This window comes from Streptococcus oralis, from assembly GCF_023109195.1.
GTDB lineage: Bacteria > Bacillota > Bacilli > Lactobacillales > Streptococcaceae > Streptococcus > Streptococcus oralis_BV.
The window spans coordinates 1,063,705-1,081,528 of record NZ_JALDUB010000001.1 but is presented as its reverse complement, the minus strand read 5'-3'; the positions used below and the strand labels follow the sequence as shown (position 1 = coordinate 1,081,528).

16 protein-coding genes are annotated in these 17,824 nt (G+C 40.7%); 15 read left to right on the top strand and 1 reads right to left on the bottom strand.

The window, feature by feature from the left end:
* Positions 1 to 83: 83 nt before the first annotated feature.
* Positions 84 to 701, bottom strand: coding sequence for a TVP38/TMEM64 family protein (locus tag M1F65_RS05240; protein WP_000076177.1), 618 nt, complete (start codon positions 699 to 701; stop codon positions 84 to 86).
* Between the two features lie 132 nt (positions 702 to 833).
* Here M1F65_RS05240 and M1F65_RS05235 point away from each other — a divergent pair, with 132 nt between their 5' ends.
* The 15 genes from M1F65_RS05235 to M1F65_RS05165 all read left to right on the top strand — a co-directional run bounded on the left by M1F65_RS05235 (position 834) and on the right by M1F65_RS05165 (position 17,810).
* Positions 834 to 3,467, top strand: a complete 2,634-nt coding sequence (locus tag M1F65_RS05235; RefSeq protein WP_247925597.1) for a DEAD/DEAH box helicase family protein — start codon at positions 834 to 836, stop codon at positions 3,465 to 3,467.
* 479 nt (positions 3,468 to 3,946) lie between these two features.
* On the top strand, positions 3,947 to 4,798 hold the full coding sequence (locus M1F65_RS05230) for a hypothetical protein (protein ID WP_042902791.1): 852 nt from the start codon (positions 3,947 to 3,949) through the stop codon (positions 4,796 to 4,798).
* Between the two features lie 122 nt (positions 4,799 to 4,920).
* Positions 4,921 to 5,256, top strand: a complete 336-nt coding sequence (locus M1F65_RS05225) for a nucleotide pyrophosphohydrolase (protein ID WP_042902790.1) — start codon at positions 4,921 to 4,923, stop codon at positions 5,254 to 5,256.
* A complete protein-coding gene (locus M1F65_RS05220; protein ID WP_247925596.1) occupies positions 5,256 to 7,001 on the top strand; it encodes a DUF2075 domain-containing protein in 1,746 nt (581 codons plus the stop codon). Before M1F65_RS05225 ends, M1F65_RS05220 begins: the two co-directional genes overlap by 1 nt.
* Positions 7,002 to 7,054: 53 nt before the next feature.
* Entirely contained in the window at positions 7,055 to 7,459 is a 405-nt protein-coding gene (locus M1F65_RS05215; RefSeq protein ID WP_042903099.1) for a YbgA family protein, read from the top strand.
* Complete coding sequence (locus tag M1F65_RS05210; RefSeq protein WP_042902788.1) at positions 7,443 to 7,808, top strand: TIGR02328 family protein; 366 nt, start codon at positions 7,443 to 7,445, stop codon at positions 7,806 to 7,808. The genes M1F65_RS05215 and M1F65_RS05210 overlap by 17 nt, the downstream gene beginning before the upstream one ends.
* A 156-nt stretch (positions 7,809 to 7,964) precedes the next feature.
* Positions 7,965 to 8,330 (top strand): type II toxin-antitoxin system RelE/ParE family toxin, encoded by a 366-nt coding sequence (locus M1F65_RS05205; RefSeq protein ID WP_042902787.1) that lies wholly within the window; start codon positions 7,965 to 7,967, stop codon positions 8,328 to 8,330.
* Positions 8,320 to 8,613 carry a helix-turn-helix domain-containing protein gene (locus tag M1F65_RS05200; RefSeq protein WP_000797736.1) on the top strand — a complete coding sequence of 98 codons (294 nt, stop codon included), beginning with the start codon at positions 8,320 to 8,322 and terminating at the stop codon, positions 8,611 to 8,613. The genes M1F65_RS05205 and M1F65_RS05200 overlap by 11 nt, the downstream gene beginning before the upstream one ends.
* Positions 8,614 to 8,966: 353 nt before the next feature.
* Positions 8,967 to 11,216, top strand: a complete 2,250-nt coding sequence (gene metE / locus M1F65_RS05195; RefSeq protein ID WP_084945379.1) for a 5-methyltetrahydropteroyltriglutamate--homocysteine S-methyltransferase — start codon at positions 8,967 to 8,969, stop codon at positions 11,214 to 11,216.
* 70 nt (positions 11,217 to 11,286) lie between these two features.
* Positions 11,287 to 12,153, top strand: a complete 867-nt coding sequence (gene metF, locus M1F65_RS05190) for a methylenetetrahydrofolate reductase [NAD(P)H] (RefSeq protein ID WP_000089973.1) — start codon at positions 11,287 to 11,289, stop codon at positions 12,151 to 12,153.
* Between the two features lie 634 nt (positions 12,154 to 12,787).
* On the top strand, positions 12,788 to 15,001 hold the full coding sequence (pnp, locus tag M1F65_RS05185; protein WP_084944368.1) for a polyribonucleotide nucleotidyltransferase: 2,214 nt from the start codon (positions 12,788 to 12,790) through the stop codon (positions 14,999 to 15,001).
* A gap of 14 nt (positions 15,002 to 15,015) precedes the next feature.
* Positions 15,016 to 15,633: a serine O-acetyltransferase gene (gene cysE / locus M1F65_RS05180; RefSeq protein ID WP_215804407.1), complete on the top strand. Its 618-nt coding sequence runs from the start codon at positions 15,016 to 15,018 to the stop codon at positions 15,631 to 15,633.
* A gap of 11 nt (positions 15,634 to 15,644) precedes the next feature.
* On the top strand, positions 15,645 to 16,511 hold the full coding sequence (locus tag M1F65_RS05175; protein WP_247925595.1) for a GNAT family N-acetyltransferase: 867 nt from the start codon (positions 15,645 to 15,647) through the stop codon (positions 16,509 to 16,511).
* A 4-nt stretch (positions 16,512 to 16,515) separates the two neighbouring features.
* A complete protein-coding gene (locus M1F65_RS05170) occupies positions 16,516 to 17,280 on the top strand; it encodes a nucleoside phosphorylase (RefSeq protein ID WP_247925594.1) in 765 nt (254 codons plus the stop codon).
* An 8-nt stretch (positions 17,281 to 17,288) separates the two neighbouring features.
* Positions 17,289 to 17,810 carry a dihydrofolate reductase family protein gene (locus M1F65_RS05165; protein WP_000301981.1) on the top strand — a complete coding sequence of 174 codons (522 nt, stop codon included), beginning with the start codon at positions 17,289 to 17,291 and terminating at the stop codon, positions 17,808 to 17,810.
* The last annotated feature ends 14 nt before the right edge of the window (positions 17,811 to 17,824 follow it).

Sequence of the window (17,824 nt, the reverse complement as noted above, 5' to 3'; positions counted from 1 at the left end):
CTAGGTACGTCCTCGATTCACTATCGAAAAATAGGCATGATTTCCATACCAAAGTATATTTAGTATCAGGCTATTTTCTATTCTCAAAACATCTGCCAGAAGAAATCAATAATATAAGTCAAACCATAAGTATAAACCACTAGGGTAAAGGGCTTGGTCAAAACGATGATAATCATATAGCGTTTGAAGGTCATCTTGGTGAGGGCAGCCAGCATGCAGAGAAAGTCAGCTGGACTGACAGGCCAGATCATCATAAAGATAAAGAACCGCTCGAAACGATTGCCCTTATCTAGCCAACCGATGTATTTGTCATAGGTACGCTTGCTGACGACGGACTGGACAAAGGCAGCTCCATAGAGACGGACGAGGTAAAAGATAATGGCACAGCCAATCACGATTCCGATATAGTTATAGATGGTTCCGATGATGTGGCCGTAAATAAAGACCCCAGCCACTGAGGTCAAAGCTCCCGGAATGATTGGAACAACGGTTTGTAGGATCTGTAAAAAGATAAAGAGTGGTGGTCCCCAAACCCCAGCTTGCTGGATAAAGGCCGATAGGGTTTCCTTGGATTGTAAAACACCCGCCTGATAGGCCCAAATACAGAAAATCAAGGTGCCGACTCCCCCAACGATAGATGAAATATTGATGACTTGCTGTAGAAGGGGAGAAACAGCTTTCATTTGCTTATCCTGTGACATGTAAACTCCTCATAGATAGTATGATTCTACTATACCATATTTTATGGAGAAAAACTATCTGGATTATCTGACTGGTGAAATAAGTGTGGTAAAATGAGAATAAGAAAATGATGGTATAGAATGAGGGGTATCATGTTAGGTTTAAACTTTAAAGGAAGCTGGCGCCAATATCAAAAACAGGTCTTGGATCGTTTTCAGGACTATCAAGCAGACGGCCATGTTCATCTAGTGGCCGCTCCAGGGTCTGGAAAGACAACCATTGGTATCGAGCTAATCGCTCGTTTTGGCAACCCAGCCCTCATCTTAGTTCCGACTGTAACCATTCGTGAACAATGGGTGGATAGAATACAAACTGCTTTTCTAGAGGATTGTCAGAGGCTTTCAGACCTCGTTTCCCAAAACTTAAAGGAGATGAAGGTATTAACGATTGTGACCTATCAGGCTTTTCATAGTGCCATGAACCAACTTCAATCACAAGAAGATGGAGAAGCAGAGGATTTTGTGGGGTTTGATTTGCTTGCAAGCCTAAGAGCTCAGAAAGTTGCTACTCTTTGTTTGGACGAATGCCACCACCTGCGCAATGAATGGTGGAAAAGTCTGGAAGCCTTTCGCAAGCAGTATGGACCGCTGAAACTCATCTCCCTGACAGCGACACCACCATATGACAGCGATCCTGAACTCTGGGAACGCTATATCCGAATGTGCGGGGAGATCGATCAAGAAATCACGGTACCTGAACTAGTCAAGGAAGACACTCTTTGCCCTCATCAGGATTTTGTCTATATGTGCTCACCAACAGCTGAAGAGGCGGAACGTCTCAAACAGTTTGAGGAGACTAAGTGGGACTATATTCATCACCTTATAGTCGATCCTGATTTTCAAACATTTGTAGCAGGGTCTAAGGTCCTCAAAGGGGATATTTCATCTGATTTGCTTTTAGAAGATCCCAAGTACTTGTCTGCTATGTTGATTTATATGCATTCTCAGGGGTTAACGATTCCTCCCTCTTTGCAAAATTTACTGGGAACCCAGAGGCTTCCAACATTGACCTCCTACTGGTTGGAGACGCTGTTGCAGAGCATACTCTATCAGACACCAGATTGGTATGAGGATCCAGATGGATATAGGAAAAAGTTAGAGGCTGACTTGAAGGCGCGTGGGTTGGTGGAAAAACGTCAGGTTTATCTGGTTAAGTCTAAGGCTTCTGACCAGCTTTTAACCCAATCTCTAGGGAAGTTGTCTGCCATTGCCGATATCTTTTTGACGGAGTATGAGAGTCTAGGTCAGGAACTGAGACAGTTAGTACTAGCTGACTATATTCGCAAGGATTTTGCCACCTATCTGGGAGATAATCAGGCAACCATTTCTCAGTTGGGGGTTCTCCCTTATTTTGAAAGCATTCGTCGAAAAGCTCAGGAGCAAGAAATACCTGTGTCATTGGCTGTCTTGTCAGGTAGTGTCGTTATTTTGCCTACCGATGTGGCAGCAGAGTTGAAGGAATTCTTGCCTCAGGTTCCTCTTAGTTTCTCATCTATTGGTCACTTGGATCCAAAAGATTATGTGCAGGTTGGTTTTCCGAGCTCAGCTAAGGGAATCGTGGCGGCAGTGACGGAGCTTTTTCAACGAGGGCGGATTCAAGTCCTAGTCGGAACCAAATCTCTCCTCGGAGAGGGTTGGGATGCTCCTTGTGTTAATTCCCTAATCCTCGGAAGCTTTGTGGGGAGCTTTATGCTGAGTAACCAGATGCGTGGGCGTGCCATTCGTATCTGGCCGGGACATCCAGAAAAGACCAGCAACATCTGGCATCTGGTAGCCGTTCAAGCGCAAGCACTTATCACTCTTCCTGGTGAGGAGCCTAGACCAGAGAGCAATCAGGATCTGCAGACCTTGTCGCGACGGATGGAGCATTTTCTTGGCTTGGCCTATAATCAGGAGAGTATTGAGACCGGTTTGGATCGTTTGGATTTTCCAAAGCCCCCTTTTAAGAAAAAGCAAATTGGTGAGTACAATGAGCGAGTTAAGAGTCTCTCCAAGGATCGAGCAGGCTTGCGTCAAAAATGGCAGGATGCTCTTGTTGTAGCGGATCAATTTGAGATAGTTACACAAGTCGCAACCCAAAAACAGAAGGTCCCAGTCATGCTCTTGCTTGATGCATTAAAATGGGTTCGCATGTCATTGCTCTTGTTGGCAGTAGATTTGTTGGTCTTGTTATTTAGATTGAGATTGATCGGTGTTTGGTGGCTTACGACAGCATGTCTCCTCTTTTTGGCCTTTGCATCTTGGCGCTACCTCCGCTATAAGAGTCCCTATAAACGTTTGCAATCTCTGGGTGAGCAGATCCGAAAGGCTCTGCTAGATTCGGGGCATCTAACGGACGATCAATCCCGTGTTCAGGTAGAGGAGGACAAGGAAAATTATATAGTTTTCGCCTATCTCAAGGGAGGAAGCATGAGGGACAAGGAGCTGTTTGCGCAGACTGTGGGAGAGTTCTTTGCTCCAGTGGATAACCAGCGCTATCTCTTGAAGGCAGAGAAAGTCCTACAAGGTCAATCACCTTACTATGCCGTGCCTAGCCTTTTTGACAAGCGCAAGGAAGAAGCACAGAAATTCCTCGACTTTCTGAGGCCAACTATCGGACGTTATCACCTCGTCTATACCCGTAACGAAGCAGGCCGAAAAATCCTGCTCGAAGCCAGACTCAAATCCCTAGCCAACAAAAACGACCGCATCATCACGAAGAAAAAGGTCAAAAGTGCGTTGAAGTAGGAAGAAAAATCGTCCTCTAATCTTCAAAGGAGTGTAAAGAATAAAATTTAGGAGTAAACTAAATTTCGAACGATGAAGAAATAATAGATTTTGTTACGTTTTAAGTTTCGAATAGCCTACCCATAAAAAAGTACCTAACTCAACTCCTGAAAGAACTCAACAAAATCCGAGATAGTAGTCTAGGATGTAAATGTTAATCTGTAAGCAAAAAATCACCCCTAGACTACATTCTAAGGGTGATTTTGGGTTTGTTATTAAGTACTGTAAAACACAAGATATAGAGAATAATAGAATTACGGACTCGAATTAAGTAATTTATACAATATATAGTGTAAATTTAAAATTTTGTTATAAATATATACAAGATATTGATTTTTTTATTTTATTTGATATAATAATAGTTGTAGAAAAAATTAAGAAAAGAGGTAGATATTATAAGAATATCAAACTTATTAAATAGAGAATCAATCCAAGTAGGATTGGATTTTGTTGATGTAGATACATCAAAGGATGTTAAATTATTTTTAGACCCATTGTTGCTATCAGATGGTTTTAGAAATATTGTTAATGATTTTGTAAATACAGTCTATAAAATGTACACTTTAGGTAATAAAGCAGGCGCATTTCAATTGTTTTCACACTCTAAAGAATGTAATGCTATCCACTTTGGATATTCTGAGAGTAACTCCAAAGGGACAGGTGTTTCAATGAAGATGCTTGATCAATTTTTTGGGTATGTCTATAAATCGGTAGGTAGAATCAAAGAAAAATTACTGACACCTATAGCGATGCCGATTTTTGTAAAGAGTTTTTCAGAAGATAGGCTGTCTGATTTGTTAGTAAGTTTATTAAAAAAAGAATTGATTTTATATTCTTTAGAACAAGCTCGATTACACGGTTTAAAAATCAGTAATGAAGTACAACGTTTTGATTGTTGGGATTCTGAGAGTCATGAGTGGGCTACCTTTGAAAGCCAGTATGTTCTTGCTCCTAATGAAAATGGTGTAGAGGAACTTCTAATCTTAGTTCCGAAGTCTGTTGTAAGTAAAAGATTTCTAGTAAATCCTTCTAGATATATTTCAGTAATTTTTCAACACTTGCAGTTGATGGAAAAGTACCAAAGGACTAATGGTACACCAAAATCTCAGAAAGAACTACGAGAATCAGAGATAGTAGCAAATTATCAAAAGGATAAAGATAAAAGCTACATCTTAGATATGACATTATTATCACCTGAATACTATGAGGCTTATTATGATAATTCAATTAGGTTCAGTGATAATAAATCACTTAATGACGAAGAGTTGATAGAAATTCTAACTAATAAGTGATAGAAATTGAATAGTGTCCACAGAGAAGGAGTAAATCCTTCTTTTTTATTTTATTTTTATCACATTTATAAAACTTATTCATGTTATAATATATATTAGTAGATTTACATTGGAGAATTAAAATGAAGTCAACAATTGATAAAATTAATAAATTTCGAGATGACCGTGATTGGAGAAAATTTCATAATGAAAAAGATTTAGCAATTTCAATTTCGATCGAAGCGAGTGAACTTTTAGAATTATTTCAGTGGAAGCAGTCTGAAGAGGTCACTAGTAAATCATTGGGAAGAATAAAAGAGGAACTAGCCGATGTTCTAATTTATAGTTTTATGTTGGCTGATAATTTACAATTAGATGTAGAAAAGATTATTGAAGATAAATTAGTTGATAATAATCGGAAATATCCTGTTAAGTTAAGTAAAGGTAATAATAAAAAATATACTGAGTTGGAGAAATAATGGTTAAAATAAAAAGCCCAATAGTAAGAGAGATAGAGTATTCAAACAATTCGCTGGTAAATCTTAAAAGTCAACTTAAATCTAGTGAACATAAAAATGATATGAAACTTTTATTTGATTATCCAGTTGTCTATATTGTTAACGATAATAAGAATGATCAATTTAGTGTATATGTAGGTGAAACAGCTGATATAATTCGGCGAACTAGCCAGCACTTAACAGATGATATAAAGAAAGAAAACAGGGATGATTGGAGAGACTTTGCAACATCTTCTACAACGAAGATGTTTATAATTGGTCACAATCATTTTAATAAGTCTTTAACTCTAGACATTGAAAATCGTTTAATGCTTTATCTTTCAAGTGTTGGTAAAGTCATAAGAGTACAAAATAGAAAAGAGAATCCTCAAAATGAATATTATACATCTAATGAATTGGATTCAATTTTTTCAAAAGTTTGGCGTTCACTGAGAAAAAGAAATCAGTCATTATTTCCGATTGAGAGTATTGTTCGAAATTCAGCAATTTTTAAAGCATCTCCCTTTCATAAATTAACCGAAGAACAAATTGAAGCTAAAAATACTATCATAAATAAAATAATTGCTTCCATTAGTAAAAATCAAGAGGGAACCCTTATTCTGGTTAAAGGAGAAGCTGGAGCAGGGAAAACAGTTTTAATGAGTTCGTTGGTAGATGATTTATTAAATTCTGAAGATATTTCATTTATTAAAGATAATAATTACATTAATCTTATTGTAAATCATAATAACCAATTAAGTGTATATAAAGAAATTGAAAGAAAACTGAATTGGAATAGTGGTTCTAGTTTGGAAGTGGCAATGAAGCCTACTCAATTTTTAAATGCCTTGAGAAAAGAAAAGATTAAAGCAGGAGTGGTTATAGTTGACGAAGGGCATTTACTGCTTACTGCGAAAAATCAAGCATATCTTGGAGGAAATCATTTAATTGATTTATTAGCACAGTCGAAAGTAGTTGTTTTGGTTTATGATGATAAACAGATTATGAATAAATCTCAAATATGGACTGATAATACATTTTTTGAATTGGAGCATGAAGCTAATCTGGAAGGAAATTTAATTGAATTACGTAATCAAATGAGAATAAAAGCAAATCCTGAAACTGTCAATTGGATTAGAAGTATTATTGATGATTGTGAAATCAAAAAATTAACAAAAGATAAGCAATATGATATTAGAATTTTTGATTCTCCTTTTGAACTACAAAAAGCTATTAAGTTAAAGAATAAAGATCAAAAACTAGGTATTTCTAGATTAGTTGCAACATATGATTGGACTTATGTTGAAGAAAAAAAGAAACAAGATAGACCGAAATGGTTTGTTGAAATCGGCGACTGGAAGGCTCCTTGGAATCAACAAATAAAGCCAGAGAAGAAAGACGCAAAATTATCTTGGATAGAGCAACCCCAAACAATTGATGAAATAGGCTCTACTTTTACGGTTCAGGGATTTGATTTGAATTACGCTGGGGTAATTATTGGTCCATCAGTTAAATACAGAAATGGTAAAATCATGTTTGATATTTCTGAAAGTAAAAATAAAGGTGCGGTTCAAAATAGAAAACTCGAAAATGGTGAAATGAAGAACTTTGGTGAAGATCTTTTGAAAAATGAATTAAATGTTTTATTAACTAGAGGAGTAAATGGACTTTATATATACGCAGTAGATGAAGAACTTCAAGAAGCTTTAAAAGAGGCAATTTTATAAGTACATAATGTAAGAAATAATGTTTTTGACTCAAACATGGTATAATGTCAATTATGACTAACAACAACCAACGTGCCCTTTGCCAACAACTCTGGGCTAGGAACAAATACCTCGTTTTGAGTCATTCTAGCAATATTTACAATGGGATTCGCCAATACTTGAAGAATGAACAGGTGGAGGTCAGCCATGTTCAAAACCTCATTGACCGTGCTTGCCAGATTCCAGAACACAGGGGTCAGGTTTGCAACGCTTTTCAGCATATTTGGGGCTATTTCAAAAATAAAGCGACCGATGCCGAGCGTAAGGACTATATGCTCTTGCTGGATCGCTACCGCTTTGGTCAGGCTTCTAAGGAGGACTTAATCGCTAAGACTCGAGACTTGCTTGATCGCTATCCAAATACCTACTTGCAACATTCGACTTTACTGAAAGGAGACTCCCATGAGACTTTGGCATGAGGCTTTGATTTCACAACTTCCCCGTCCGCAGCTCTTGGGGCAACATCGAGAGTGCTGCGCCCTGCGTGGCAATGGCTGGGGCAGAAAGCATGCGACGGTGGACTATGTCTTTAACCACTCGCCCTATCAACTCTATGCTTATCATCGCTTGATTATGGAGGAAATGGCTGGCCGTGGCTACAATGTCAGTCCAGAATGGCTGGACAAGAACTACCGTGGCAAAATTTGCCCAGCTTATGAAGACTTGCCTGAGGAAAAGTTGGACAATCCCATCTATAGTGAGCATGATGCAGAATACTATGAGGAGTGCCTGGCTAATCTCCGAGAGAAAGGCATTGAGCTGGAGTAAGAGTCAGGATTGGCTCCACATTATAACTCTTCTCGTAATTTTTTCGAATAATAAAGATGAGACCTTTAGAGTTTTTCTAAGGTCTCCTTTTTATGAGTATTAGGATTTACTTTTAATAACTTTTAAGTTATAATTAAATTGAAAAGAGGTTGCTTGGTGCATACAATTTACTTCTATAAGGACAAAAATGGAAATGAGCCAGTCTTAGATTATATGAGAGAATTGGCTAGAAAGAAGAGTAAGGACAGTCGCATCAAACTCAATAAACTAAACGACTATATCGAGTTGCTTAGTCAGCATGGGACTAGAACTGGTGAACCCTATATCAAACATTTGGAAGATGAGATTTGGGAACTACGACCTCTTAAGGATAGGATTTTATTTGTAGCATGGGTTGATGGGAGTTTTGTTCTTTTACATCATTTTGTTAAAAAGACTCAGAAAACTCCTAGGAGAGAGATTGATAAAGCCAAGCGTGAACTGAAAGACATAAAAGAAAGAGGGTTAAGTGATGAAGAATAGTGCTATTGGAAGTAATTGGAAAGATATCCGATCTGAACTCTTTACCAAGGAGGAAATCCTTGAAAGTGATATGCGAGTGGCTATCATGAGTGAGTTGATAGAAGCTAGACATGAGCAAGGTATTAGTCAGAAAAAGCTAGAAGAACTCAGTGGAGTAAGCCAGCCTGTTATAGCTAGGATGGAGACAGGAAAGACCAGTCCTCAGTTGGATACAGTCTTGAAAGTCTTAGCCAGTTTAGGAAAGACACTAGCAGTCGTCCCACTTGAACAGGAAAAAAGTTGATAGAGATGAGATTACTTGGTTGGCTAAAATCATCCACAGAACAATTTTACCTCCCGTCCGCACTTTTTCAGGGAAATATCAAAATTACCAAAGGATAACTAACCTATAGTCTTTTCTAATAGCATGCCATAGTCACTGATGAGAATCGTCAATAGCTCGTTTGAGCATTCTAACTAAAATACAGCAATAAAACAAGCAATACAAAGGATTTGAGACACTGGTCTCAAGTCTTTTTCTCTTGTTCAAAAAAGTGATATAGTTTCAAACTATATCAAAGCCTAATTATTTACAATTATACAGACAGTTTCTTTTCTGTTAAGATAGTTTCAACAACAAATTTTGGAGGACACATCATGTCAACTACGATCATCGGTTTCCCTCGTTTGGGCGAATTCCGCGAATTAAAATTTACAACTGAAAAATACTTTAGAAAAGAAATCTCAGAAGAAGAACTCTTGGCTGTGGCTAAAGAATTGCGTGCTAAACACTGGAACATTGTCAAAGAAAAAGGCATCACTGAAATCCCATCAAACGACTTTTCTCACTATGACAACTTCCTAGACGCGGCTTTCCTCTTCAACGTGGTGCCAGCTTCTGTTCAAAACTTGGAATTGTCAGACCTTGAGCGTTACTTTGCTTTGGCGCGTGGTTACCAAGGTGAAAAAGGGGATGTTCGTGCCCTTCCGATGAAGAAATGGTTCAACACCAACTACCACTACATCGTGCCTAAATTTGAAAAAGACACTCAAGTAAAATTGGCTGGTCACAAGATTTTTGATGAGTTCCAAGAAGCCAAAGAACTTGGATTGAACACTCGTCCTGTTCTTGTAGGTCCATTCACTTTCCTTCAATTGTCAGACTTTGAAGAAGGCGTGAAAGCAGAAGACTTCGTAGACAGCTTAGTAGCTGCTTACCAAGAAGTTTTTGCTAAATTGGCGGAGCTTGGTGCAACTCGCATCCAACTCGACGAAGCGGCTCTTGTCAAAGACTTGACAGCTGAAGAAAAAGCTCTCTTCTTGAACCTCTACAACAAGCTTTTGGCTGACAAAAAAGGTCTTGAAGTCTTGCTTCAAACTTACTTCGGAGACGTTCGTGACGTTTATGCTGACCTTGTGAAATTGCCAGTAGATGCCATCGGTCTTGACTTCGTTGAAGGTAAGAAAACTCTTGAACTCGTTAAAGGTGGCTTCCCAGCTGACAAGACTCTCTATGCAGGTATTGTCAATGGTAAAAACATCTGGCGTAACAACTATGAAAAGAGCTTGGCGATTCTTGAACAAATCCCAGCTGAAAACATCGTTTTGACTAGCTCATGCTCACTTCTTCATGTGCCATTTACAACTGCTAATGAAGAATTTGAACCAGCTATCTTGAACCACTTTGCATTTGCAGTTGAAAAATTGGATGAAATCCGTGACTTGGATGCTATCCGCAACGGTCAAGGTGCAGAAGCACTGGAAGCTAACAAAGAACTCTTTGCGGCTGAGCGTGTGGGTGAAAATGCAGAACTTCGTGCGCGCATCGCTGGGTTGACTGACGCAGACTACACTCGTTTGCCAGCCTTTGCAGAGCGTGAAGCTATCCAAGAAAAAGCCTTTAAACTTCCAGCTCTTCCAACAACAACCATCGGTTCATTCCCTCAAACAAAAGAAGTTCGTGCTAAACGTTTGGCCTTCCGTAAGGGTGAATTGTCACAAGAAGAGTACGATGCTTTCCTTGCTGAAACTATCGACGAATGGATCAAATGGCAAGAAGAAGTTGGATTTGACGTGCTTGTACACGGTGAATTTGAGCGTAATGACATGGTTGAGTACTTCGGTCAAAACTTGTCCGGTTACCTCTTCTCTAAGAATGGTTGGGTACAATCATACGGTATGCGTGGGGTGAAACCACCAATTATCTGGGGTGATGTGACTCGTCTCAACCCAATCACTGTCAAATGGTCTAGCTATGCACAAAGCCGTACTGACAAACCTGTTAAAGGAATGTTGACTGGACCGGTTACCATCCTCAACTGGTCATTCCCACGTGAAGACATCTCTATCAAGGATTCAACTCTTCAAATCGCCCTTGCTATCAAGGATGAAGTTCTTGACCTTGAAGCTGCAGGTGTGAAAATCATCCAAATCGACGAAGCTGCTCTCCGTGAGAAATTGCCACTCCGTCGTAGCGACTGGTACGAAGACTACCTTGACTGGGCCATTCCTGCCTTCCGCTTGGTACACTCAACAGTAGCGCCAGATACTCAAATCCACACTCACATGTGTTACTCAGAATTTACAGATATCATCCCAGCTATTGACAACATGGATGCGGACGTTATTTCATTTGAGGCAAGCCGTTCAAACCTTGAAATCTTGGACGAACTCAAAGCGAAAAACTTCCAAACAGAAGTGGGACCTGGGGTTTATGATATCCACTCACCTCGTGTGCCAAACGAAGGCGAAATTGACCACACGATCGAAGCTATTCTTGCTAAAGTTCCAAGCAAGAAAGTTTGGATCAACCCTGACTGTGGTTTGAAAACACGTGGTATTCCAGAAACAAAAGAAAGCTTGATCCGCCTTGTCGAAGCAGCGAAAGCTGCGCGTGAGAAATTGTAAGAAAAGACATTTCTCCATACATGGTTGATCAGTAAGAAATCAACTAGAAAACTAGAAAAGGATAATGAATATGTCACGCCAAACGCCGTCACTTTCATTTGAAGTGTTCCCTCCAAACCCAGCTGTGGGTAATGATAATATTATTTCAGCCTTGCAGGATATGCGGGAGCTGACACCTCACTTTATCAGTGTGACTGCCAGCAATAATAAATTTAATATCAAGGAAACAACGGTTCGTTTGGCTGACTTTATCCAGAATGACTTGGCGATTCCAACCATTGCCCACTTGCCAGCTATCTATCTGACCAAGGAAAAGGTTGCTGAAACCATTGCAGACTTGGATAAGGTTGGGGTACAGAAAATCTTGGCCTTGCGTGGGGATATTATCCCTGATGTGGAGCCACAAAAGGATTTCCGCTACGCAACGGATTTGATCGAGTTCATCAAGGAACAAGCTCCTCACTTTGATATTGTTGGTGCTTGCTACCCAGAGGGGCACCCTGACTCTCCAAACCAAATCTCGGATATTCAAAATCTCAAGAAGAAAGTGGATGCAGGCTGTTCCAGCCTCGTAACGCAACTTTTCTTTGACAATGAGCGTTTCTACGATTTCCAAGACAAGTGTACCTTGGCAGGGATTGATGTTCCCATTCATGCAGGTATCATGCCCATTTTGAACCGTAATCAAGCGCTTCGTCTCTTGAAGACTTGTGAGAATATCCATCTTCCACGTAAATTTAAGGCCATCTTAGACAAGTATGAGCATGACCCTGAGTCGCTCAGAGCAGCAGGACTTGCCTATGCCGTGGATCAGATCGTGGACTTGGTAACTCAGGATGTCGCAGGTGTACATCTCTACACCATGAACAATGCAGAAACAGCAAAATACATCCACCAAGCAACCCACGCCTTGTTTAATCATCAGTCTTTAGGGTAATCGATTCTTTAACCACTGAGACGATAGCTTGTCATTTACTTGCTTTTAAATGAAAAATGACAGTTGTGAAAGCCAAAGAATTTGCTAAATAAAATAAACAACAAACCATTCCTCTTTTCATGGGGGAATGGTTCCTTTTTAATAGAAAAGCTCGCACTTTTTAAGAAAAATATGATAAAATAGACTCTGTACGTACTTGATACAAAGATGAGGGTATTTAGGTTGTAGAAGTTTGTTTAAAGTGGATTATTTTTTAAACAAAATATGATAATAGGTGTCTCAAAAAACACGAACGGAGTGAGTATTTAAAAGATATTTCAAGCTATAGTAGTATCCTAGAGAATAACTCTGTTATTTTCTAGGACGGAATTTTTTAGACTTCAGGCTAAAAAATAAGGGATGAAATTCCGAAGGAAGTTGCTCCCGTCCGCACTATTCCAGTGAAATATCAAAAAAACTACTTAATTGAATTTTGGTCTCATTTCTTAGGAAAAAAGACAAGCTTCCTAGCATTCATCGAATGCTTCGTCACCTTCCTATTTTTCTACAGAAATGTTCGGCAAACCGAACCGTCCAAAATATCTTGATTTTTGTAGGCAAGGCGTATAATTTCATCAATCCAAAGGGGATTAAAATGACAAAACAAGTATTTCAAACGACTTTTGCGGGTCGTGAGTTAATCGTAGAGACTGGCCAGGTTGCTAAGCAAGCAAATGGCTCTGTTGTCGTGCGTTACGGTGAGTCAACTGTCTTGACTGCAGCCGTCATGTCTAAGAAAATGGCAACTGGGGATTTCTTCCCACTTCAAGTCAACTACGAAGAAAAAATGTATGCGGCTGGGAAGTTTCCAGGTGGCTTTATGAAACGTGAAGGACGTCCTTCAACAGATGCGACCTTGACAGCGCGTTTGATTGACCGTCCAATCCGTCCAATGTTTGCAGAAGGTTTCCGTAACGAAGTGCAAGTGATCAACACGGTTCTTTCTTACGATGAAAATGCATCTGCACCTATGGCTGCTATGTTTGGTTCATCCTTGGCACTTTCTATCTCAGATATTCCATTTGACGGTCCAATTGCTGGGGTTCAGGTGGGCTATGTAGACGGTGAAATCATCATCAACCCTAGTCAAGAACAAGCAGAGCAATCTCTTCTTGAATTGACAGTAGCTGGTACCAAGCACGCCATCAACATGGTAGAGTCTGGTGCCAAAGAATTGTCAGAAGAAATCATGTTGGAAGCCCTTCTCAAAGGGCATGAAGCAGTCAAAGAATTGATTGCCTTCCAAGAAGAAATCGTCGCTGCGGTTGGTAAGGAAAAAGCAGAAGTGGAATTGCTTCACGTAGATGAGGAATTACAAGCTGAAATCATCGCAGCCTATAACAGTGACCTTCAAAAAGCGGTTCAAGTAGAAGAAAAACTGGCTCGTGAAGCTGCAACTCAAGCAGTTAAAGACCAGGTAACAGCAGTTTACGAAGAAAAATATGCAGACCACGAAGAATGTGACCGTATCATGCGTGATGTGGCTGAAATCTTGGAACAAATGGAACACGCTGAAGTGCGCCGTTTAATTACAGAAGACAAGGTGCGTCCTGATGGTCGTAAGGTCGATGAAATCCGTCCTTTGGATGCGGTTGTTGACTTCCTTCCTCGCGTACACGGTTCAGGTCTCTTCACTCGTGGACAAACTCAGGCTCTTTCAGTCTTGACCTTGGCGCCAATGGGTGAAACTCAAATCATCGATGGTTTGGACCCAGAGTACAAGAAACGCTTTATGCACCACTATAACTTCCCTCAATACTCTGTAGGGGAAACAGGCCGTTACGGTGCGCCTGGTCGTCGTGAAATTGGTCACGGTGCTCTCGGTGAGCGTGCCCTTGCGCAAGTTTTGCCAAGCTTGGAAGAATTTCCATACGCAATCCGCTTGGTAGCAGAAGTCTTAGAATCAAACGGTTCTTCTTCTCAAGCCTCTATCTGTGCGGGAACGCTTGCCCTTATGGCTGGTGGTGTACCAATCAAGGCGCCAGTAGCTGGTATTGCCATGGGTCTCATCTCAGATGGAAATAACTACACTGTATTGACAGATATCCAAGGATTGGAAGACCACTTTGGAGACATGGACTTTAAGGTTGCAGGTACTCGTGAGGGGATTACAGCTCTTCAAATGGACATCAAGATCCAAGGGATTACTGCAGAAATCTTGACTGAGGCTCTTGCTCAAGCCAAGAAAGCTCGTTTTGAAATCCTTGATGTCATCGAAGCAACCATTCCAGAAGTTCGTCCAGAATTGGCTCCAACTGCACCGAAAATTGATACCATTAAGATTGATGTTGATAAGATCAAGATTGTCATCGGTAAAGGTGGAGAAACCATCGACAAAATTATCGCTGAAACAGGCGTTAAGATTGATATCGACGAAGAGGGTAATGTGTCTATCTACTCTAGCGACCAAGATGCTATTAACCGTACCAAAGAAATCATTGCTGGTCTAGTTCGTGAGGCTAAAGTCGATGAAGTTTACCATGCTAAGGTTGTTCGTATCGAGAAATTTGGTGCCTTTGTCAACCTCTTTGACAAGACAGACGCCCTCGTTCACATTTCGGAAATGGCTTGGACGCGTACTAATAATGTCGAAGACTTGGTGGCTATTGGAGACGAAGTCGATGTCAAAGTTATCAAGATTGATGAAAAAGGACGTGTTGATGCTTCTATGAAGGCTCTTCTTCCACGTCCACCAAAACCTGAGCGTGATGAAAAAGGTGAAAAGTCTGAACGTCCTCACCGTCTACGTCATCACAAGGACCACAAACCGAAGAAAGAATTTACACATAAACCAAAAGATTCAGAATAAGAAAGGAGAAATGTATGGGATGGTGGCGCGAAACCATTGATATCGTAAAAGAAAATGATCCAGCGGCGCGCACCACTTTGGAGGTTTTACTGACCTATCCAGGTGTCAAGGCCTTGGCTGCCCACCGTCTCTCGCATTTTCTCTGGAAGCATGGCTTTAAACTCTTGGCTCGTATGCACAGTCAGTTTTGGCGCTTCTGGACTCAGATTGAGATCCATCCAGGTGCTCAGATAGAATCAGGTGTCTTTATCGACCATGGTTCTGGCTTGGTGATTGGAGAGACGGCGATTGTTGAAAAAGGCGTTCTTCTCTATCACGGAGTGACTCTTGGTGGGACTGGTAAGGATGTTGGCAAACGCCATCCGACTGTGCGTAAAGGAGCTCTCATATCAGCCCATGCCCAAGTCATCGGACCAGTGGAAATCGGTGAAAATGCCAAAGTCGGTGCTGCTGCAGTAGTCGTGGCAGACGTACCTAGTGATGTGACAGTTGTCGGTATTCCGGCCAAGATCGTCCGAGTTCATGGACAGAAGGATGAACCAACAATCCACGAAGTCGAAGAAAAACGCGAGTACTACGTCAATAAACTAGAGCAGGCTAGAGAAGCCAGTCACAGATCGTCGGGGTTGTAGAGGATACCTATATGATTCAAGCAAGAAATAAGTTGAGCCAAGAAGAGTTATTTGAAGCGAAAAAACTAATTGACTGTTGCCAAGCCTATGATGGAACTTATCGTGATCCCTATCTTTCTAACATGCTTAATTTTGACCCAAACATGCCCGCCTTTTTCCTTTATTATGAAAAAGGCGAACTTGTTGGTCTATTAACTGTCTATGCTGATGACCAAGATGTGGAAGTGACGATACTGGTTCATCCAAATCATCGCCGTCAGGGAATTGCGCGTGCTTTGTTTACGAGTTTTGAGAAAGAAACGGCTTCTTTCCCTATTCGTTCAGTTACTTTTCAGACAGAACGTATTTTTCTAGAGCGTCATCCTGATTTTGTCAGCAACTGGGGATTGGTCGAGGATGAAGAGACAGAAACCTGGTTAGGTAAGGATAGAAGACCTTATCAGTTAGTAACTGTTTCTAATCTTGAAGTTTTGTTAGCAGATAGTTCGTATCAGGAGCAAATTAGCCAGTTAAAATTTCAGGCATTTTCAGAGGAACATGAATCGAGAGAAGTTGTGGATAGATATGTCGCTGAAGCTCTGAAGGATTCAGAAAGTCGCCTATATATTTTATTAAAAGACGGTCAGGTTATTGGGACTTGCACGGTAGATTTATCGACTAATACGAATTACTTCTACGGTTTAGCAATATCAGAACTTGAACGTGGCAAAGGCTACGGAAGCTATTTAGCAAAATCCCTAGTCAACCAACTGATTGAGCAAAATGATAAGGAATTTCAGATTGCAGTAGAGGACTGCAACGTAGGTGCCAAGCGCTTGTATGAAAAAATCGGCTTTGTCAAACAGACACAGGTAGTTTATTTGAATGAGAAAGAGTAGAAAAATGCTATTAGAAGAATTCGAAAATGTACCTGCTGTTATCGAACCAACTGATCGAAGTATTCGTGGTGGTGGAGAAATCTGTGACACGATCATTTTATCTTTTAATGGAGAAATCATTGAACGAGTAAAGCAGTTTGAAGATGTTTACGAAGGTGGCTATCTAACCAATCTAAATGGTAGATTTCCATGGTATATCTATGAAAAGGATGGGAGTAAGGTAGCAGTTGCTATAGCTACGATTGGAGCCCCGATGGTTGTTGGGCTCTTAGAAGAACTCAAAGCAAGAGGATTTAAGAACTTTATTGTGTTGGGTTCTTGCGGAGTTCTAGATCAGTCTATTCAGGCGGATAAAATTATCCTACCTGCGGCAGCATTGCGAGATGAAGGAACTAGCTATCACTATGCCCCACCGGGTGATGAAGTCGCCTATGACGAGTCTCTGCTGATCGAGCTGGAAGCCATCTTTGACAAGCACAATATCGAACATATCCGCACCAAGTCTTGGACGACTGATGCCTTTTATCGAGAAACGCCTGATAAGGTCAAACGTCGCTTGGCTGCTGGAGCTCAAGTGGTGGACATGGAAGCTTCAGCTATCATGGCTTGGAGTCAATTTCGCAAGAGTAAAGTCTATCAGTTCTTCTACACAGCTGACTATGTGGATCATCATAACAGAACCTGGGATGCCCGCCATGAAGAGCGGACAGCTGATGCCATGACTTTTTTCAATATCGCTTTGACAATAGCAAAGGAACTAGAAAGGTAACTACAAGAATGGCAGTATATTTTTACGGCTGTATCACCATGGATGGCTACTTGGCAGACAGCCAGCACAGGATAGACTGGCTGCATCAGCTTGGTTCTGTAGAGGATACAGGCTATGATGACTTTTACAGACAAATGGATATCACCATCATGGGCAAGCGGACCTTTGAGGAAATCCAAGATTTACAAGATGTAGAAAGTTTTTATCAAGCTACGGAAAATTATGTCTTTACGCATGATAGGCATCTGCCTGTCAGCAATTACCAGCCAGTAGCTGGGGATGTGGTGGACTTTGTTCGCCAGATTGACAAAGGCAAAAATGTCTTTGTGATTGGTGGTAATTCCTTGGTAGGACCGCTCTTGGATGCGGATCTTTTCGATCACCTCATTATTCAGATAGCGCCCCTTATCCTAGGAAAGGGGGTTCCCCTCTTTACCCAAGAGGAAGGGCAGCGCTTTTACCAACTGGATAGCCTCAGACAATTTGGCCCATTTGCAGAGCTGGTTTTCAGCCGAAAAAGTCAGAAATAGAGAAGGGAGTGGAC

Coding starts and splice junctions, on each gene's coding strand:
- metE (WP_084945379.1), top strand. CDS start 8,967: ATGTCAACTACGATCATCGGTTTCCCTCGTTTGGGCGAATTCCGCGAA.
- cysE (WP_215804407.1), top strand. CDS start 15,016: ATGGGATGGTGGCGCGAAACCATTGATATCGTAAAAGAAAATGATCCA.
- pnp (WP_084944368.1), top strand. CDS start 12,788: ATGACAAAACAAGTATTTCAAACGACTTTTGCGGGTCGTGAGTTAATC.
- M1F65_RS05165 (WP_000301981.1), top strand. CDS start 17,289: ATGGCAGTATATTTTTACGGCTGTATCACCATGGATGGCTACTTGGCA.
- M1F65_RS05240 (WP_000076177.1), bottom strand. CDS start 701: ATGTCACAGGATAAGCAAATGAAAGCTGTTTCTCCCCTTCTACAGCAA.
- M1F65_RS05170 (WP_247925594.1), top strand. CDS start 16,516: ATGCTATTAGAAGAATTCGAAAATGTACCTGCTGTTATCGAACCAACT.
- metF (WP_000089973.1), top strand. CDS start 11,287: ATGTCACGCCAAACGCCGTCACTTTCATTTGAAGTGTTCCCTCCAAAC.
- M1F65_RS05225 (WP_042902790.1), top strand. CDS start 4,921: ATGAAGTCAACAATTGATAAAATTAATAAATTTCGAGATGACCGTGAT.
- M1F65_RS05200 (WP_000797736.1), top strand. CDS start 8,320: ATGAAGAATAGTGCTATTGGAAGTAATTGGAAAGATATCCGATCTGAA.
- M1F65_RS05215 (WP_042903099.1), top strand. CDS start 7,055: ATGACTAACAACAACCAACGTGCCCTTTGCCAACAACTCTGGGCTAGG.
- M1F65_RS05235 (WP_247925597.1), top strand. CDS start 834: ATGTTAGGTTTAAACTTTAAAGGAAGCTGGCGCCAATATCAAAAACAG.
- M1F65_RS05175 (WP_247925595.1), top strand. CDS start 15,645: ATGATTCAAGCAAGAAATAAGTTGAGCCAAGAAGAGTTATTTGAAGCG.
- M1F65_RS05220 (WP_247925596.1), top strand. CDS start 5,256: ATGGTTAAAATAAAAAGCCCAATAGTAAGAGAGATAGAGTATTCAAAC.
- M1F65_RS05210 (WP_042902788.1), top strand. CDS start 7,443: ATGAGACTTTGGCATGAGGCTTTGATTTCACAACTTCCCCGTCCGCAG.